This is a genomic window from Pseudomonas jessenii (genome assembly GCF_002236115.1).
GTDB lineage: Bacteria > Pseudomonadota > Gammaproteobacteria > Pseudomonadales > Pseudomonadaceae > Aquipseudomonas > Aquipseudomonas jessenii.
Genome location: NZ_NIWT01000001.1, coordinates 23,519 through 43,097, shown reverse-complemented (window position 1 = coordinate 43,097; position 19,579 = coordinate 23,519). Strand labels below are relative to the sequence as shown.

Annotated in this window: 10 protein-coding genes; 6 read left to right on the top strand and 4 right to left on the bottom strand. The window is 53.9% G+C overall.

Annotation, left to right across the window (positions count from 1 at the left end; translation table 11 throughout):
• Nucleotides 1-99: 99 nt before the first annotated feature.
• From PSJE_RS00150 to PSJE_RS00130, 5 genes are all read left to right on the top strand, one after another.
• Nucleotides 100-849, top strand: a complete 750-nt coding sequence (locus tag PSJE_RS00150) for an SDR family NAD(P)-dependent oxidoreductase (RefSeq protein ID WP_090455942.1) — start codon at nt 100-102, stop codon at nt 847-849.
• Nucleotides 850-949: 100 nt separating this feature from the next.
• Nucleotides 950-2,248, top strand: coding sequence for an MFS transporter (locus PSJE_RS00145; protein WP_090455944.1), 1,299 nt, complete (start codon nt 950-952; stop codon nt 2,246-2,248).
• Nucleotides 2,249-2,265: 17 nt separating this feature from the next.
• Nucleotides 2,266-3,114 (top strand): transketolase, encoded by an 849-nt coding sequence (locus tag PSJE_RS00140; RefSeq protein WP_090455946.1) that lies wholly within the window; start codon nt 2,266-2,268, stop codon nt 3,112-3,114.
• The gene (locus PSJE_RS00135; protein ID WP_090455947.1) at nt 3,111-4,133 is read left to right on the top strand and encodes a transketolase family protein; all 1,023 of its coding nucleotides are present in this window, start codon (nt 3,111-3,113) and stop codon (nt 4,131-4,133) included. Before PSJE_RS00140 ends, PSJE_RS00135 begins: the two co-directional genes overlap by 4 nt.
• Before the next feature lie 78 nt (nt 4,134-4,211).
• Nucleotides 4,212-5,159, top strand: coding sequence for an alpha/beta hydrolase (locus PSJE_RS00130; protein ID WP_090455949.1), 948 nt, complete (start codon nt 4,212-4,214; stop codon nt 5,157-5,159).
• A gap of 54 nt (nt 5,160-5,213) precedes the next feature.
• On the opposite strand, the gene PSJE_RS00125 is transcribed toward PSJE_RS00130, so the two are convergent.
• The 3 genes from PSJE_RS00125 to PSJE_RS00115 all read right to left on the bottom strand — a co-directional run bounded on the left by PSJE_RS00125 (nt 5,214) and on the right by PSJE_RS00115 (nt 11,049).
• On the bottom strand, nt 5,214-5,579 hold the full coding sequence (locus PSJE_RS00125) for a histone-like nucleoid-structuring protein, MvaT/MvaU family (protein ID WP_090455951.1): 366 nt from the start codon (nt 5,577-5,579) through the stop codon (nt 5,214-5,216).
• 320 nt (nt 5,580-5,899) lie between these two features.
• Nucleotides 5,900-6,865: a hypothetical protein gene (locus PSJE_RS00120; RefSeq protein ID WP_139212712.1), complete on the bottom strand. Its 966-nt coding sequence runs from the start codon at nt 6,863-6,865 to the stop codon at nt 5,900-5,902.
• A 242-nt stretch (nt 6,866-7,107) separates the two neighbouring features.
• Complete coding sequence (locus tag PSJE_RS00115; protein ID WP_090455954.1) at nt 7,108-11,049, bottom strand: YobI family P-loop NTPase; 3,942 nt, start codon at nt 11,047-11,049, stop codon at nt 7,108-7,110.
• Between the two features lie 242 nt (nt 11,050-11,291).
• Here PSJE_RS00115 and PSJE_RS00110 point away from each other — a divergent pair, with 242 nt between their 5' ends.
• Complete coding sequence (locus PSJE_RS00110) at nt 11,292-12,641, top strand: hypothetical protein (RefSeq protein ID WP_090455956.1); 1,350 nt, start codon at nt 11,292-11,294, stop codon at nt 12,639-12,641.
• A 192-nt stretch (nt 12,642-12,833) separates the two neighbouring features.
• Here the strand turns inward: PSJE_RS00110 and PSJE_RS00105 are convergent, their stop codons facing one another.
• Nucleotides 12,834-19,457 carry a DUF3320 domain-containing protein gene (locus PSJE_RS00105; protein ID WP_090455958.1) on the bottom strand — a complete coding sequence of 2,208 codons (6,624 nt, stop codon included), beginning with the start codon at nt 19,455-19,457 and terminating at the stop codon, nt 12,834-12,836.
• Between the last annotated feature and the right edge of the window lie 122 nt (nt 19,458-19,579).

Sequence of the window (19,579 nt, the reverse complement as noted above, 5' to 3'; positions counted from 1 at the left end):
GTGACATTCGCGTTATTGCTCAGACCATCCCTTGAGAACAAGCTGAGTCATCGGTTCTTGACGGATCGACCCAATAAAAACAATTTGAGGTACTCCTCCATGCTTCTCCAAGGCAAAGTCGCAATCATCACCGGTGCCGCATCTGCCCGTGGCATTGGCCGCGCTACAGCGACCACTTTCGCGCAACAAGGCGCTCACGTCGTGATCCTTGACCTGGATGAATCCGCTGCCCGTGATGCCGCTGCTTCCTTGGGCGAAGGTCATCTCGGTCTTGCGGCCAACGTTGCTGACGAATCGCAGGTTCAGCAGGCCGTTGCCAAAATCATCGAACACTTTGGCCGCATCGACGTCCTCGTCAACAATGCCGGCATTACTCAGCCACTCAAGACTCTGGACATCCGCCCTTCAGACTACGACAAGGTGCTGGACGTCAGCCTGCGCGGCACCCTACTGATGTCGCAGGCCGTGATTCCGCACATGCGCCAACAATCTTCCGGCAGCATTGTGTGCATGTCTTCCGTTTCTGCTCAGCGGGGCGGCGGCATCTTTGGAGGCCCTCATTACAGTGCGGCCAAAGCCGGTGTACTGGGTCTGGGCAAAGCCATGGCACGCGAACTGGGGCCGGACAACATTCGCGTCAACTCCATCGCCCCCGGTTTGATTCACACCGACATCACCGGTGGCCTGATGCAGGACGATCGCCGCCACGCGATCATCGACGGCATTCCCCTGGGCCGACTCGGTGCAGCACAGGATGTCGCCAACGCCGCCCTGTTCCTGGCCAGCGACCTATCCTCTTACCTCACAGGCATCACTCTAGATGTGAACGGCGGCATGCTGATTCATTGAGTACGCCTGGGCGGGCCTTTGAGGCTCGTGCGGTTCTGGATCGATGACGTAGCCGGGTCTCATGGCCTGGCAGTCAATAAAAACAAGAGATCAGACCATCATGACTACTCTGTCGCTCGAAGCGGTTTCGACCGTGCGTTCCAACGCCTACCGGAAAACGGCCTGGCGCTTGATGCCCTTCCTGATGCTGTGCTACCTGTGCGCTTACCTTGATCGCGTCAACGTCGGCTTTGCCAAGCTGCAAATGATGAACGATCTAGCGCTTAGCGAAACGGTCTACGGGCTTGGCGCCGGCATGTTCTTCATCGGCTATTTCCTCTGTGAAGTGCCTAGCAACATCATCTTGCACAAGGTCGGGGCACGGGTCTGGATCGCGCGCATCATGATCACCTGGGGCATCGTTTCCGCTCTGTTCGCCTTCGTCGAAACCGCCTGGCAGTTCTACGCCCTTCGCTTTCTTTTAGGCATTGCCGAAGCCGGTCTCGCGCCTGGCCTGTTGCTGTACCTGACCTACTGGTTTCCATCCTATCGTCGCGCACGCATGACCGTGTTGTGGTTCATCGCCATTCCTCTGTCGGGGATGGTGGGTGGCCCCCTCTCCGGCTGGATCATGAATCACTTCGCCGGCATGCATGGCTGGGCAGGCTGGCAATGGATGTTCGTGTTGGAGGCTGTACCCACGGTCGTTGTCGGTCTTCTGGTACTGAGCTACCTCAAAGACGGAGTGCATCAGGCCACCTGGCTCAATGACGAAGAAAAAGCCCTGATCACTCGGGAGTTGGCTGAAGACGATCAGCAGAAAGTCACCCATGCCTCAGTCGGTGAATTCATTCGTGATCGTCGTCTGTGGTTGCTGGCTGCCATCTATTTCTGTGTGGTGATGGGGCAGTACGCAATCACCTTCTGGCTGCCCACCCTGGTACGTAATTCAGGCGTTTCCGACCCTCTGCACATCGGATTTCTGACTAGCCTGCCTTACCTCTGTGCTATCGCCGCCATGCTTCTGGTGGGACGAAGTGGTGACAAACATCGCGAGCGCCGCTGGCACCTCATTGTTCCGATGATTGCCGGTGCTATCGGCCTGAGCTTGGCGGCGTTGATGGGCGGAAATCCAACCCTGTCCATCCTCAGTCTTTGCCTGGCTGCGTCCGGAATTCTGTCCGCTACGTCGTTGTTCTGGATGCTGCCCACCACGCTGCTGGGTGGCGTATCGGCGGCGGCAGGCATCGCGGCGGTCAACAGCTTCGCCAACCTCGCCGGTTTCTGCTCGCCTTATCTGATTGGCTGGATCACCACAATGACCGGCTCCAGTGCCATCGGCATGTACCTGATCACCGGCGTCCTGTTCGCCGGGGCCACCCTGGTACTGCGCATTCCCGCCGCCCTGGTCAATCGTTGAGTTAACGGAGTTTCATCATGACTACTAATCCTTCATTCGCTTCATCCACGACCCTGGTTGAACGCGCACACAACATTCGCCGCCATGCGCTGCGAATGGGCCAAGTCCAGGGACAGGGCTATGTTGGGCAGGCCCTCGGCGCTGCCGACCTGCTGGCGGTGTCTTACTTTCACGCCATGAACCATCGGCCTGACGATCCTGAATGGGAACAGCGAGATCGCTTCTATCTCTCCATCGGTCACTACGCGATTGCGCTGTACGCGGCCTTGATCGAAGCCGAAATCATCCCGCTCGATGAGCTGGAAACCTATGGTTCGGATGACAGCCGTTTGCCGATGTCGGGCATGGCCGCTTACACCCCTGGCATGGAGATCACCGGTGGTTCGCTGGGTCAGGGGTTGGGCATCGCGGTCGGTGCCTGCCTGGGCCTCAAGCGTAAGGGTTCATCCTCCTTCGTCTACAACCTGCTGTCGGACGGTGAACTGAATGAAGGCTCGACATGGGAAGCCGTGATGTCGGCATCGCATTGGAAACTCGACAACTTGATCGCGATCGTCGACGTCAACAACCAACAAGCCGATGGTTACTCCAGTGAAATCCTGTCGTTCGAACCCATCGTCGATCGCTGGCAAGCATTTGGTTGGTTTACTCAGCGCGTCGATGGCAATGACCTTGATGCTCTCGTCGCCGCCTTCGATGCCGCGCGCAATCATCCAACCGCCCAACCCCGCGTGATTATCTGCGACACAAAAATGGGCAAAGGCGTGCCGTTTCTGGAAACCCGCGAGAAGACCCACTTCATCCGCGTGGAAGAACACGAGTGGGATCTGGCACTGAGCTACCTTGAAGAAGGAAAAGACCAATGAGCAACGCCGCTAACACGCCGACTTCGAATGCCGAGCCGATCAAAAAGCGCCTGACTACCTCGGCGATGATCGCTTCCATTGCCTCCGAAGGCCAAGCCACCAAGTCGGCACCTTTTGGGCATGCATTAGCTGCGCTGGCGGATCAACGCCCGGATATCGTCGGCCTGTCCGCCGACTTGTCCAAGTACACCGACCTGCACATCTTCGCCAAAGCTCATCCGGATCGCTTCTATCAAATGGGCATGGCCGAGCAGTTGCTGATGAGCGCGGCTGCAGGTATGGCCCGGGAAGGTTTCGTGCCCTTCGCCACTACCTACGCCGTGTTTGCCTCCCGTCGCGCCTATGACTTCATCTGCATGGCGATTGCCGAGGAAAACCTCAACGTCAAGATTGTCTGCGGCTTGCCCGGCCTAACCACCGGGTACGGCCCGAGCCACCAGGCCACGGACGACCTGGCGATCTTCCGCGCAATGCCAAACCTGATGATCGTCGATCCGTGCGACGCGCTGGAAATAGAGCAGGCCGTGCCTGCAATCGCCGCTCACCAAGGCCCGGTCTACATGCGTTTGCTGCGTGGCAATGTCCCGTTGGTACTGGACGAGTACGGCTACAAATTCGAGATCGGTAAAGCCAAGACACTGCGCACTGGTAACGATGTCCTGATCATCTCTACGGGGCTGATGACCATGCGTTCATTGGAAGCGGCAAAGCAGCTTCAGGCGGATGGGATTGATGTTGCAGTGCTGCACGTACCCACCATCAAGCCGCTTGATGAACAGACCATCCTGGCCGAAGCCCGCAAGTCCGGACGCCTAGTGGTGACAGCCGAAAACAGCTCGATAATCGGTGGACTGGGCGAGGCTATTGCCGGGTTACTTCTGCGTAATGGAGTGACGCCTACCTTCCGGCAAATCGCTTTACCTGACGCATTCCTGGACGCGGGCGCACTACCGACGCTGCATGATCGGTATGGCATCTCAACACCGGCCGTTTGTGCGCAAATCAAAGCCTGGTTGTAGCTCCATCTTGTTGTAGTTCATCGTGAAGAGCGCTTCGAATTGAGGCGCCTCCTCACGTGAGAAAAAAGGGGCGGAACGTTGAAACCACATGAACTGCTTGATCCAGCGTTCCGAAGCTTTTTGACTCCTGGCGCAGAAGCCTGGACGCTGGATACGCTGCCTGCCATCAGAAATCGTGTCCATGCGACGTTCAAATCGTCAGGACAAACGCGTTGTGAATCCGTATGGACAACAGCTCACGACAGGGAGCGATTGCGCCTTTGTCTTTACAAGCCCGTTGTCGCGGCAGAGCGCAAAACTTTTCCTGTGATCCTGTATATCCACGGCGGTGGTTTTGTACTCGGGCAGCCTGAAATGGCAGACGACTATTTGGCCGATCTGGCCGAAGAACTGGAGGCGTTCATAGTCGCTGTTGATTACCGCCTTGCACCCGAGCACCCCTTCCCCATTCCCCTTGAAGATTGCTACACGGCGCTTGGCTGGATATTCGAGAATCGAAAAGTCCTCAATATCGACACCCGCAAATTAGTCGTCATGGGGCACAGCGCCGGTGGAGGCCTGGCAGCAGCTCTGGCTATTCTGGCTCGTGACCGAGGCGCATATCCCATCGCGGGACAAGTCTTGATCTATCCGATGCTGGATTACCGCTCAGGCACTGCAGACTCGCCTCACAAGAACAGCACCACGGGGATAATTGGCTGGCAGCCCCAAGCCAACCAGTTTTGCTGGAGATGCTTGCGCGGAAATTACGCGCTTGATGATGAGCGGATTGGTTTGCTTTCGCCTGCCCTGCACACAGACCTGAGTGATTTGCCACGCACTTTTCTATCGGTAGGGGCGCTGGATTTGTTCCTCGAAGAGGACGTCGCGTTTGCTATGCGATTGTCTCGCTCTAGTGTAGCCGTTGAGCTTCATGTTTACCCCGGCGCGCCACACATGTTCGACCAGAATCCGGGCTGCATTACTGACCAGTCTGCACTCGATATCCTTCGAGTACTTAGGCGTGCGATGGGAATGCATAGATGAGTTGTAGGCGCCGATAAAAAAGGGCCTCCAGGCCCTTTTGTACTCAAACCAAAATCACTTGGTCAGCCAGGACTCAACAGTCGCGGAGCCGTGTTCTGCTTTCCACTCTTTCAGCGTTTTGTGATTGCCGCCTTTGGTTTCGACGACTTCGCCGGTGTGAGGATTTTTATAAACCTTCAACTGACGAGGCTTGCGACTACCGGTTTTGGACTCGGCAGCTGGAGCGCGACGACCAGACTTCGGATCAAGCAGGTTGATCACGTTCAGAAGGCTGTAGCCGTACTCGGCAAGCAGAGCGCGCAGCTTGGTTTCAAATTCGATTTCTTTCTTGAGGCCAGCGTCGCCTTTCAGGGCTTCGAGAGCTTCGAGCTGTTCGGCGAGGTGTTTTTCGAGTTGACGGAATTCTGCGAGCTTTGACATGGTCGTTCTCTGGGTAGTTAGTCGCCTAACAATACACCAAAAACTATAATTTGAATTAACGTCAGCGTCCTGCCTCGCAGTTGAACCGTAACCGCCACGAAGCGCTTAGAGATAGATTACCGAACGCTCGACTTCAGTAAGTGTCCGGCGAAGTCACCTAACCTAACCGGGTCGGATGCCTTCACCAGACGCTTACACGGTATTCCCCCGCGCGCGATTACGTCGACCAAGTTGCTGAAAGCAGACTCGGTCACCAACTGGTGATTTTGGTGAGCGAGTGAGCTTGCTAAATCGCTCGATACTTGCTCAAGTCCGTGCGATTAGGGCGTCCGGTAGGGCACCTGAGACAGGCTGACAGTTGTGTTAGCGTAACCACTTTGCCTTAAAAAGGTCTCCACACTCTGAGCAACCAGTTCCTGGTGTGGCGCTGGCCCCACAATGATTTCGCGCAAAGGTAGCCGACCACCGTCTTTCTTAATGGCGAGGTGATCACCAGTGCGGAGATACGGAATAATTCCAAGCGGACTGACGCGAAACCTTAGGCCGCCTTCGTAACTATCGACTTGTTGATGCGAGAGAACTATCCGAGCCTCGGCTTCGTTTTGAAAGGCCCGATCCTTGAAGCCGAGAATGCAGCCAGAGATCTTTAAGTGAAGCTGCTGTGTGTAATGCTCATCGTGATTGTTCGGCCATTTGGAAGCCATTGCAATGCGATCAAGAGCGTACTCGCGTTCAAAGCCTCTTAATACTGAGAGCAGAAGCACACGCTTTCGTAAGTCATCGTAGATCGCTTTGTACGGCAAATGATCTGGGCCAAAGAAAAGCGGGGCTTCTGCTTCGCCAACCGTACCCAAGCACAGGCACACGCCACCCGCGCCATAGCCACGCCACTGCCCTAAGTCGTCGCGAGCAGTTGAGAAGCACGCGACCAAATGACCATACTGCCTTGGTGAAGCGAGTAGCTCGTCGACATTCCGGAGTATGCTTGCGAACGCCGGCTCACTGGAGCGCTTCGCCTTATGCTGCAAGACTTCGCGCGCCAGCTTAATGCCATTCCAGCTTTCTTCGGCATCATTCATGAACCGATTGTCTGAAGCCCAAAAGCCATTTTCTTCAATGATACCTTTTAATCCGGAGAGCGAAGTGTAGTGATGAAGGCTCTGCGAGCTAGAGAGGACATTTTCACGTCTAGCGCGAAGTAATACTCGAGGATCACTGGTATCGGAGCCACCCCAAAATGCATTGAGAAATCCGGTACGATACGGTTTGCCCTCAACTTTATTCACTTGTCTATGTTCGGAAATGTCGGTCGGATTTACGGGTACTTGTGTCAAATAATTTAGCCTTCAGGGTCAAAATTTAATTAAGAATATGGTTATCGCATTGATACCTAGTTGACGGTTATTGCTCAAACACCTTGCGCCAGTCAGGCACGCCTCCACTGATGCGGCAATAGTTGCCGTTCTCACTTGCTCGCTGCGTCGACAGTCGTATCAGCACATCCTTGAAATATTTACCACCCAATTTACTATGGAGCTAGCAAGTCCTTCATTTCACTGGGTCTGGTTGTCGCGTTGAAAACGTCAGCTTTTGTAGTCACCGTCCCAACGAAGCCTCTTATTTGAAGAGCGTCAAGCAGTCGCCTATTGAGATCACTGTTGGGCACCTCGATCCTTCTGACGGTTGGCACGAGCCTTTTGAAGCCTTCATCACGCAATAAACCCAGAAGGTACTGCGTTTCTCCCCAACTGCTCGCCGGTAAACACTGGATTAGCATTTCCCCTCGCTGATCCGTAGACAACCCGTCTAGAGCTGCAAGCTTTCTGAGCAAGGGAACAAACGACAAGGGGAAGCTGGATGTGTGTCGGTTAGCCAACGCGCAGACTTTAGCAATTTCTTCGGCGGCCTCTTTGCAGGCGTCAAAGGCCTCAGCCGATAAGCCCACCCACAGATTGATTTTCTCATCCAGAGTCGGCGCACGACTCTTGCTGAGCTTCAGCACCATGTCGATCGGCAGTTGCGAGAAATCAATTTGCTCACGTGCCTGCTCCCAATGCGCGACAAGGAAAGGCACATCCAAATCCGGATTGTAGCCCTGTATAGATTGGCGGATCTCGGGCGTGAAAGCCAAGAAGGTAGAGCTTGCCAGCATTTCCCAGCGCTCCTTCGGAAGCAACCCGAATGAGCCGTCCAGGATTGCTGGGTCATTAAGAACGAGCCCCGCGAAAAGCTCTTGGAGGGTTTCGTTATCGACTCCGGTTGAGGCAAGTAGATACTTCTGCAGATCCTGGTGCAGAGAATCTTCTATTGCCCATAGATCCTTGTGTAGCTGTTGTGCATGCTTCTGGATATAGCTCGCGAAGGCATCCATGTCCTTCTGCTCACAACCATTCTCGTCTGAATTTGCCAAGAGTACTTTGTCGAAGAACGTCCAAACAGCCTCTGACTTCTTTGAGACTCGATCAGCTGAAAGCACCTTCGTCCATAGCGGCTGAGGTACCCCTTCGAGGTACTCGAAGCTGCATACCGCGCGGTCAAATAGCTGATCCAAAGTGTCTGACTCTGACTCTGACTCTGACGTCTGGTGGATGGCCCACAGCAATGTGGAAAGAGATTCGGCTGATTCCTCCAACACACCCACTTGAGCCAGCAGAGTATCTGCTAAATCTTCAGGCATCTGGAGCAACTGTTCATCAAGGCCCTCAATCTCCAGCGCCTTGAGCCGGCGGTAAGTTACGAGGTTGGCACCGTGATCGGACTTGTCCAGATAGGTAGCTTCGACTTTTTCCGCGTATGGAGCTTGGGCCTTTCGGCAAATCAATGAGAGCGTGTGCAGGTTGAGTTCAACACAACGCCACTTGATCAACTTTTTGAGGTCATCCAGGTGAATGGCATCACCTAAATTACTAAACCGTATTGGTCGCTCCCTGAGGCAAGACCACCCTTTCTCGTCCACCTCAAGTCCCGGCATTAAGCGCGAAACATCCTCAAGTTCCTTAATAGCATCGTGTATTTGAGTGTGCGGTTGAAGATCAAGCTGCCTAATCTGGGCAACCTCCAAGCCGTCCATGATCGCGCATATCAGAGTCTGTTTTGATACCACAGACTCAAAGCGATCATCCTTCACCAGCAGCGCACGGAACAATCCAGGCTCGATAGCATGAACAGCCTGAACAAATCGAGTCGAATTCGGGCCCGAAATCAATATCTCTGTCGCCTCGGCCATCCTGTCCCGGTGAATTTCAAGCCCACTTCTGAGAATGGTTTCGAGCTTGTTGCGCTCATGTTTCATGCTGGGTTCGTTGTATGGGCAGCTAGCAAGGTAATCGATCAGCGCAACTATGGTGCCCCTGCCATCGCTGAGGTCATCTGTATCGAGCTTTTCTGCGACCATCTTTGGAGCACTGATCACAGTCGCCACGTCTGGGGAGACACCACCTCTGAGGCCCAGGATCAGGTTTTTGTCTTCAGATGTGAGGGATCCTGCGTAGAAGTAACCGAAGTAATCCGTGTAATCTGTATCGAAGTAACCATGTCGCATCAGGTAAATAACGACATCCAAGCCATTCAGTTTTTCAATGATGACTTCGCCGTAGCTTTTTCTAGCGGCAGACCGAAAAGTCTGGTGATTGATCCGGCTCGACTCTATTCGCCGCTCGGCCATCTCATGGTCAATATCAACAAGCGTACGCTGGAGCAGTTCGTACCTTTTTTCGTACGACGTCGATGCAAGCAACTCCTTTGAACCAACAGCCGCTGACGGATGGTTGAACTGTCCATACCGGTCGATGGCGCCCATTGTCAACGAAGTGTTTTGAGCAAAAATTGCTTCAAAAACATTATCGCTAACAAAGTCGTTCAACGTAAATTGAGTGCCGCTTGGCAGCTGAATATGCGTTGCGCCGGAAACACCAGATCTTTTCAGAAGCTCAAGCCAAACATATGCCCGAAGCTCAGCCGTACTATTAGCGAGCTCCTGCACCCGTCGTTCTCGCTCCTCATGCAAAGCCTGGTAGGCATTCTCTAAGTGCTTGGACTGCCGGATTCGCCACTCACCGAAACCGTGAATGGTTTCGTAAATAGCTCCCCGCCGTTTTACCAGGTGGGCATATTCGCTAGGGTGAAGGTTGCGGATCGCGATGATCGAAAACAGCTTGTTCGGATCAAGCTTCAAGCCAGAGCCAGCACCAAGAATGGTGGAAAACATGTCGAATTCGTTGACAATATTTTTGATCAATCGCATGTCATCAATGAAATAACAAACGGTTTCGAGCAATGGATAATCAAGCCCTGCGCATAGCTCGGCACCATTGAATTGGCGCTCGCGAAGCAGCTCAAGCAGCTTCTCGCGGGAATTTTCAGAGTTGACCACAGGGATGATCGGGATGATCAAATCGAAGAATTTTGTCTTCTCACCCACGGCAAACAGCTCATCGCGTAGCGCGTATAGAAAGTAAATACGGCGCTTGATCTGCGGTGACTGCTTGATAATGAAATTGATTTCGCGCAGGCGCGTGAACACGTCATGAATACCAAACCTATCCAGATCCTCGATCACCACAACATCGATCTTACTGCGCTCAAAACAGTAGATGATTTCGTCGACATTCTTGTGAAGCACGGAGCCATGATGAGTCGTTTCCAGCTTTCCACCCTTGATTGTGAAACCATCAATGCTGAACAACGAGATCAACTTCAATCCATTGAACATCATGTATAAGCCACCGCCCACCAATACGATCACGGCCAGCCAATCCGGAATCATCGAAAGCCACGCAAGCAACCAATCCGGGACGAACTTCGGTGGTTTCTCAGCTGCTGGAAAGTACAGCCTCAGGGCGCCTACGATCAGCAAGATGAAGAAAATGGTTCGAAACCAAATGACAGGCAATGACGCCTGGATGATTCGCTTCAAACGCGTCTTGGGGAGTTTTTCTGACGGTACCGCGTACAGCAGCTGCTGAACGATAGTTTCCTCAATTCGCGTCAAAAGATCCGAGTCGACTTTCTTCTCCGAGTTTTTTGGATCAGAAGCAATTGGAATGGATGCACTGCCAGCGGCGTCTACCAACCGCATTTTACTGTCAGCGTTTTTGTCCAGATCCTTGCCGAAGGCCGCTAGTGAGATGAACGCGAATTCCAGTTCAGGATGGCGTTCGACAAAGGTTCGAATCACGCTGCTCTTACCGGCACCATACTCACCTGTGATGGCAATATTTCGAACCTGGTCATTTCTTAGAGCGCTCAGTAACTCACTCTCATAGCGATGCGACAACCGAGGTTCCAACAGAACGGGGGTCAGAGGTTCGAAGACATTTGTACTGCCAGGCACTGCCAAAAAATCACGTGCGGCTTGCACTGCTTTGACGAGGGCTGTCCAGTAGCGTTTGCACTGCCCAATGACACGATGGATGCCAGCGCTGACGGATTCATATTTGGAACGAAAAAAAACCGTTATACGACTCAACATCCCTGTCTCCTAAGCGTGCTCGTCACAGATTGCCCGATGATAGCGCACCGCCATCCAAGCATGCGATGACTCATCTATAGGGAAATCGATACAGAAAGCATTGGTGTAAGCGCCTAATGAGCCATGTACATAAGTCCCAGGGGGTAACACTTTGGAAAGGAATCGAAAAACAGCTTCAATTGACCGGCATATAGCCATCATCTAACCTGAAGTGTTGGGTTTAGTACCACTCAAGGATGACCATGATCAATTTCAAATGCGATGAGTGCAGCAAGCCGATACAAGTCTCGAAAGAGATGGCCGGCAAGCAAGGAAAATGTCCACATTGCGCATCGCCGTTGATAGTACCGGCCCCAATGGTTTTCGATATCGACGAGACGGATGCCCCTGAGGGTAAGCCGATCTCCTGGGTTGAAGGCCCGGTGAAGGTCGATGCTCCGGCGCAGCCGGCTGGCCCTAAACCTATGCCATTGGCTGATAAGGCCAAGTCGTTCATTGGGACATTGCTCTACTGGGTCTTCGGTCTGACTTTAGCCCTATGGACGCTTACGGTCATCTTCCAGGCTCCGGTGGCTGCCATTCCACTACTGATCGCGACCGTTTTGTTGCTGCCACCGTTATGCAACATGCTCATGGTCAAGTTTCAGTTTGATCTCCAGCCCTCTTTTCGTGTGATCGGCGCCGTTGTGCTTGGGGTTGCAGGGATGCTCCTGTTCTCCAATCACGTGAGGAATGAAATCACCGCAGAAAGTAAGGCGGCGGAATCGGTGGCGGCTCAAAAGAAGATCGAGCAGAAAAAGGCGGATACGGACTACTTGGTTGCAAACAAGCCAGCTATCACTACCCAGTTTCAGCAGTTGCTGGATGCGAAGAAGATCGTTGAAGCCAGGAATCTGCTGCAAAAGTACAAGGGTCTGGGTGATACCGACGTGGACGCTATGTTCGCTAAAGTCGATGCAAAGGTTAAGGAGATCACCAGAGACGAGCAGACCGCCTCTCTAAAGGCCAAGCTCGCGCAACTGGGAAAGGATGACTATGCCAGCCAGGAGACGATCTTTAAGGCCCTGCTGGCGCTCTACCCAGGCAACAAGGAGTACACGGACAAACTCGCGGCGGCTTCTCATGAGATCAAGAAGGCCAGTGAGTTTCAGCAGCGCAGGCTTGCTGGAGAGGCTTGGGATTATGAGACCACGCAGGATTCAATGAGCCAGAAGCCGGTCACGACAGCCTTCATTAAGTCGACCAACAGATTGTCGTTCGACTTCCCTTACGGCGGAGCGCAACAGGCAATGCTCCAACTGCGCAAGCACCCGCGTTGGGGTCAGGACGTTATTCTGCAAATACAAAAGGGCCAGTTCATCTGCAACTCATACAACGGATGCAGTGTGTCGGTGCGCTTCGGGAACGGCAAGCCAAAGCGGTTCTCTGCCGGCGAGCCGAGTGACAACAACAGCACCTACATCTTCATCAAGGGTTACAACAGCTTCGTCAGCGAGCTGCGTAAGGTCGACAAGATCTACATCGAGGCTCAGTTCTACCAGGAAGGCAATCGCACGATGGAGTTTGCGGTAGATGGCTTGGAATGGAAGTGAGGTTAAGAGCTGTACGGGAATTCGACCTGCCATAATCCCCAGAACACCAAAGGGAGAATGATCTCTGGAAAAAATCAGATAAGTGCGGCTCTTAACAGCACCTGTTTTTATGAAAACCCGCTTGACTGAGAGTACCCAGAGTTAACATCTCCGCATTAACCCTGGGCCTAAAACGAGTCTATTTTTCCTGATCTATAGGCTAGCTTTTTCGAGTCTCAGTCGGCTGGACGCCGTCAGTTTCTGAAGTCCCAGCTCTCTAGCCATCGCATGCAGTAATGCCTCCCCTGCTTTCCCTTTGGCACGAAACTCTCGAGCGAGTGATGCCAGCTCATCGCCACAGATCTCATCGACCGATCGGATACTCGCCTCATCTGCTGGACGCCGACAGACAACGGAAGAGACATCAGTAATATGGCTCGGCCAGTAGAACTCCCCAACATCATCGATCGTCATACGATGCGCGCTCTGTGCCATCGCCGACACTCTTTCTCGAATCTTAGAACCCGTACGAACCCAGCCATGAACCCTGGCAATTCGCCGAGCAAGAATCACATCGAGAATAGGCCCTTCTTCGTTAATCACATACTCGATAAGTGCGCGCAAAACGGCTGAGTAGCTCGTCTCAAAAAACGCATCCGGATCCACCCCTTGGACAATCGAAGCAGGATCGGACTCTCTATAGAAAACAACCTCCGCCGGAACGTAATGCGATTGTGAGCTGCTCACCGGCTGAGGTGCCAAGGCGACTGCAGCGTATTGCTGGTTCTGAGGGGCATTTGCTTCGTCATTGTCACTATCGGTTGTCAGCGGTTCAGTGACTGAACCTGTCACCTCCTCGATCACCTCAATGACCTCCACTACTGCATTTTCGACCAGCAAGCGGGCGGCCTCCTCCCGAGCTTCATGCCCGGCGCGTTGAGCTCGATTCAACACGAGCAAAGCGGTCAGGCGTTCATGGATAAGATCAGCGGTGCCAACAGCATTGATCCACCAGTCCGTTGACCAAATGCGCAGAATCTCCCATCCAAGCCCACGCAATACATGCTCTCGCAACTTGTCTCTATCTCGCGCCGTAGCGCTGCGATGGTAGGTTGCCCCGTCACACTCCACGCCGGCCAGGTATCGACCAGGCGCATCAGGGTCGACCACGCCCAAATCAATTCTGAATGCAGACACACCAACTTGAGTGTGCACCTGCCACCCGCGACTGGTAAGTGCCATAGCCACCGCTTCCTCGAAAGGACTATCGAAGCCGCCGACGCTTCCGGTGACCGCTTCGGCCAGTGCTCGAGGCCCTCGCTGTGCAAACTCGAGAAAGTGCTTGAGGTCACGTACACCAATCGATTGGGTTCGCGTGAGATCTATTTGTTCAGGTTGCAAGCTAGCGAAGACGCATAGCTCGTGCCGGGCCCTTGTAATTGCGACGTTTAATCGACGCTCGCCGCCAGGGCGGTTAATAGGGCCGAAATTCATCGCCAAGACGCCTGCTGGATCACGGCCATAGGTGGTCGAGAAGTAGATGATGTCTCGCTCATCCCCCTGAACGCTCTCAAGGTTCTTCACGAACAGAGGCTCAAGCTCGGTGTCCGCAAAATAAGCCTCTAGCGAAGGTTCGTTACGACGGGCTTCGTCCAACAAGTCCTCTATGAGCTTCTGCTGCTCACCGTTGAATGTCACCACCCCAATGGTCAGCTTGCTCTCCCGGAAACCTGGTGAGCGCAGACGCGCAACCACATCAGCGACGACTGCACGCGCTTCGATCAGATTGGTTCTTGAACCACCTTTGGAATAGACGCCCGCGATCTCATGCAGTTTGACGGCACGGTCATTCGTCACGGGTGATGGGAACGTCACGAGCTTGGACTCGTAGTAACGCTGGTTCGAGAAAGCAATCAAGCTTTCATGGCGGCTGCGGTAGTGCCAGTTGAGGTGACGAGTCGGAAGGTTTGCACTGATACATTCATCCAGAATGCTTTCAAGATCAGCTTCAACGTCTTCATCATCAGCCGTCGACTCTGCGCGATCAAAGAATGACGTTGGAGGTAACTGTTTAGGGTCACCGACCATCACAACTTGTCGACCACGCGCCATCGCCCCAACTGCATCCCACACCGGAATTTGCGAGGCCTCGTCGAAAATGACGAGGTCAAATGCACTCGCGCCAGGTGTGAGGTATTGCGCAATGGACAGCGGACTCATCAGCATGCACGGCGTCAGTTTCGTCAACGCATCTGGAATCTTGGACATCAACTCTCGAAGCGGCAAATGACGAGTCTTCTTACCCATTTCGTACCTGAGTACGCCCCACTCCGAAGAGCGAGTGACAGTCTCCGGATTAGGTAGATCTGCACAGAGACGCGCTCGCAGCCAGTCCCGGGTCAATGCAGTGAAACGATCATCCAGGGCTCTGAAATCCCGAATTCGTTGTTCATGCTCAACGCTGACAAAACCGCGAATGACTGGTTCGTTATCGACGACTGCGTTCAGCCACCACCGCGCATAGTTGGTTTCGAATGAAAGGCGGACTTCGCCGGCTTTAACAAGATTGCCCTCCATAGCCTGAACAAGGCTCGAGAGCCCCGCGCCGACTGCCTCTTCACGCACCTTGCGCCATGCACACCAAGCACGAATACCGGGCTCAGATCGAACCATGGACTCGCAATGCTGCAGCAGCGCATCCAGCGTAAATTGCTGGATGTCCGCTTGTCCTGATTCTGAGAAGTGCCCTGCTGTCGCCAACACATCCACTCGCTGACGGAGTAATTCAAAGCACCGACCCAATTCAGCACCTGATTGGCAAACCATGCCCTCGGGTTCAAGCAGTGAATTGGCGTCGCCCAGCAACACCTGTATTGCACTGCGATACGCAGATACAAGTTCAGGTGTCGTACCGAGCTGAGCGAGTGCTGACGCTAGTTTGCCTTGGAACGCGACCGCGTCCGAGACCTTGCCTACTTTGGTTTTAAGGCCCGTCCACAGCCCCGAGCTAACGGCACCCAGATCATCAAATTCCGACAGCGCTTTCTCAACGAGAAGTCGTTGCTTGAGTAACGCAAGATCCTCCTGCATGATTTTGCCGCATTGACCCGCTGCCACTGGGTCATGATCACCCTCGAGCTCACCCTGCTCGACCACTTGACGACGCGAGGTTTGAAACGCGATGGCAGCGAACAGCGGTTCCGAGTCGGTGTTAAGCCCTGCCCATAATCCCTCTGTGAGGTCGCTCAAGTGAAGATAGGGTGCAAGCTCCTGGTCAAGCAGGACAATAGAGCGGATATGAGCGAGGTCTGATTTCAACTGCTCGCCACAATGGCCTTCAGCGACTACATCAAACCCGATATCCGTCCAAGGCTCGTCCACCGTCACGCACAGCGTTGCCTGGCGCAATTGAATGACAGCCTTAAGATGCTGCGCAACCGATAGTGAGCCGTCCCAAATTTGCGTGCAGTGTTCACCCAACTCCATTGTGTCGAGCTTCTCGCGCAGGTCACGGATCTGAATCCAGACGAGCAGGTCTTTCGCCACATCGGGCTCTGCATCACCGGAGACGGCTGTTGAGAGAGTCTTTGTGACTTTGCGCGTGCCCAACAGTGACTTGGGCCAGAACGACTGCTCTGCGCTTTGCCAATCTCCGAGTAATTCGCGTACATCAAGTGTTTCGACGATATCGGTGTAAGTCACGGAGAGCTCTTGTTTGAGTTCCGCAATACAGTCGAGCATTTCTATTGCTTGGCTCAATGTCTCAAACGTCTGTACTGGCCAGGCTGGGCTGAGTTGCGAAAGCAAAGCCCGGCGTCTTCCCAAAAGGTTGAGGCCTTTTTCAGCAGAGTTGACTGTCGAGATTGGCCACACCGCTGAAAGTTGCTGGCAGAGCAAGCGATGCTTCTCTATCAGCTCACTACCCTCAGACAGTCGTTGCGCAATCATGCGGCCGTCTGGCCGCAATACGAATCGCCAATCATGACCCGCCGCAAGCGGCAGCGTTGACGAAAGGAGTAAAAGACCATTGCAAACAGAAGGCACCAAAGTGGGTATAGGCAAACTCGTGGAAGTGCTGAATTTTTCCGCGGCTCGAATAGCCGCTTGCGCGGCAGGAAGTACCTCTCGCGCAGCTTGAATCAGCTGTTGCTGCCAGGAAGGCGACCACTCTCCCTGACCAACCAAACCTAAAGGATGGGTCGAAAGTGCTCCATATCCGATGGCCTGGGCATTCACCTCTAGACGATCAGATAGCTCCCGCAGTGCGGTTATTTCTTCCCGGGTATGAGCATGTGGCGATGACCATGACATATCCATTGGTGCAATGGATGCACCGCCACATACAACGCCTATCGCGTGGTAAATGCTGTACCCGTTCGTGTAACGCTGGTGCAGCCGCTCAACGTAAGTGTTCAAGCCCTCGCGTAGAGCCTGAAGACGATCAGCTTCGGCATGCCACGTTGCGGAATCAACGACCCCCTTCGCATCCCAGGCCGACTGCAGTTGAGCCAAGACGTCAGTTTTGCGTGCCTTACTCGAATGGACTTCCAGGCAAAACTCGCCCAAGCCAACTTCGCGCAAACGTCGGTAAACGACATCCAACGCCGCGATTTTTTCAGAGACGAAAAGCACGCGTCTGCCCTGAGCCACCGATTGCGCAATAAGGTTGGCAATGGTCTGGCTTTTCCCGGTTCCGGGCGGGCCAATCAGGACGAAGTCTTTTCCTTTCGAAGCCGCCATCACAGCGGATAGCTGCGAGGAATCCGATGGCAAAGGGCAGAACACTTCTCGTGGGTTGAAGTCGATGTCCAGACGTCGATCTTCGGGGAACGTAATGTCGGATGGGAAGGCATCTCGCGGAGTATCCAACAGGTGCCGAACGACCGGACTTTCGCGAAGCGCTTCGGCATTCTCAGCAAGGTCTTTCCACATCAAGTATTTTGCAAAGGAGAACATGGACAGGACGACGTCTTCCACGACCTCCCAGCCTGCGATGTCCTTAACCGCGCGACCCACCGCTTTCCAGATAGCATCAATATCCAGGCCCGAATCGTCCCGAGGGAGCTCGGTCTCAAGCGACCCGAGATTCAATTCGAAATCTTGGCGAAGCATCTCGATGAGTGTCGGGTTGAACCTAGGTTCGTCGTCGTGCAGCACCATCGAAAAACCGGAGCGCGCGCTTTTGCGCTCAAGCGTCACAGGGACAAGGACAAGCGGCGCCCGGTACTTCTGCCCGCCTTTGTCCGCTCGCTCCCAGCTGAGAAAACCCAGAGCAAGGTAAAGAGTGTTAGAGCCCCCTTCTTGCAAGGCAGTTCGAGCCCCCCGATAGAGTTCGATCAGCCGTGCTTCCATTTCAGTGCTGGAGAGGCCGACAAACACCTCATTCCGTTTCAAGGCGTCCAGGGCGTGGAGACGACGAACATCTTCTCGCTCACGTAATTCGTACAGTGCCTGGTCACGTGGATCAGCCCCATCCATCAGTTCTGGACGTGTCAGCAATTTCAGCTTCTTACCGCTGGCCAGGATATCTTCCAGAGCTGCAGGATCGGGAGACTCAAGCTTCAGCGACTTTTTTCCGGCCTTGAAGTTGAGCAAGTTATTGCGAAGCGATAAGTCCAGTAGCTTGCGTTGCCACCGTCCCAGGCGATCTTTTGGGTCGAGCTGACGCTCATCCACCTCGACCGTAACCGCCTCATCAGGAAGCGCCGGCGCAATACCGACTAATAGCTCCGACCCATCGGCAAGATCATCATCCGTCGGTAACTTTGAAACCTGCGTGTCGGCGCTGGCCAAGGGCTTGATACGTTGCAAACGTGCTCTACGGACATCCAAAAGCAGGTGGAAATTTTCGTCCTGCCCTTCTGCGATCAGTTGTTCGCCACGATCTGTGGCATACGTGAATGGCGGCACTGGATGCTGGGTCGCAAACGTCGTCTCGAACAGCATCAGCTCCTTGAGCTTTATGCGTTTGCGCACGGCCGTGATGTCGTCGATGACGGTCGTGGAAAACTCTTCAGGTTTAAGCCAAAAGCCCGCAAAAGCGTGTCCCTTGGTGAACACCAGGACAGGGTTAAGACCTGCCTGCTCAATTGCGGCGCAAAAGAACAATGCAAGATCGAAACACGTCGCCAGGCCATGTTCCGTAACGTGGCTTGGGCTACGCACCTTCTGGCCGGTTTGCTCAAAGCTCGCCGGTGGTAGTGCGTAATCCAGCTTCATACGTGCCACTGCAGCCCAGATGGCTGAAGTCAGCTCCCAGGCTCTTTTCGCTCCACCGGTGTATCCATCTAGGGCAGAGCTCTTTTCGCTTTGACGTAATACCTCAGCCGCCTGTTTGAGCAACCGCTCCACCGCAAGATCATTCGGTTGAACAAACGCCGCAGTCATATCCGGCAGATGAGAAAGGCCACCCCATTGATTGCGAGGCAGCAACTCCAGTGCCAAATCCAAGCGAGCAATTTCGGCTCGACCATCTTCAGCAGAAGCATCCGATGCGGTTAACGTGTAAGTGAGAGTGGCGTTTTCCGCTTCAGTGAGGCGCCCGAGCAACACCCCATCCAGTACAAGGTCATGACCGGGGATGGGCATAAATGCATCCGGCATCAGCGCATCAATGCGCCAGGTCTTGGGTTTGAAAACCTCGGGATAGGCGGTCAGGGTCAATACCAAGTCGTTGTACTTGGTGGACGTTTCATTGACGACTCTCAGCTCCCTAATGACTGGAACTGCGTTTTGATAGTCTGCGAGATTTAGCTTTGCAACGACGGTACTGTGAATGCTTACAACTTTGACTGGCTCTACTTCAGGCTCAACCGTAATTTTTGCGGCCTCGTCCATGTGCTTCCCCTATCCTGCTAATGGTGGCGCACATGAACGCGGAGCGAGGTAAGTGGGCTCAACGCGGCAAGTAGACGCCAGAAATGACCACTATCTTATAACGGGATCCAGAGACGAGCCCG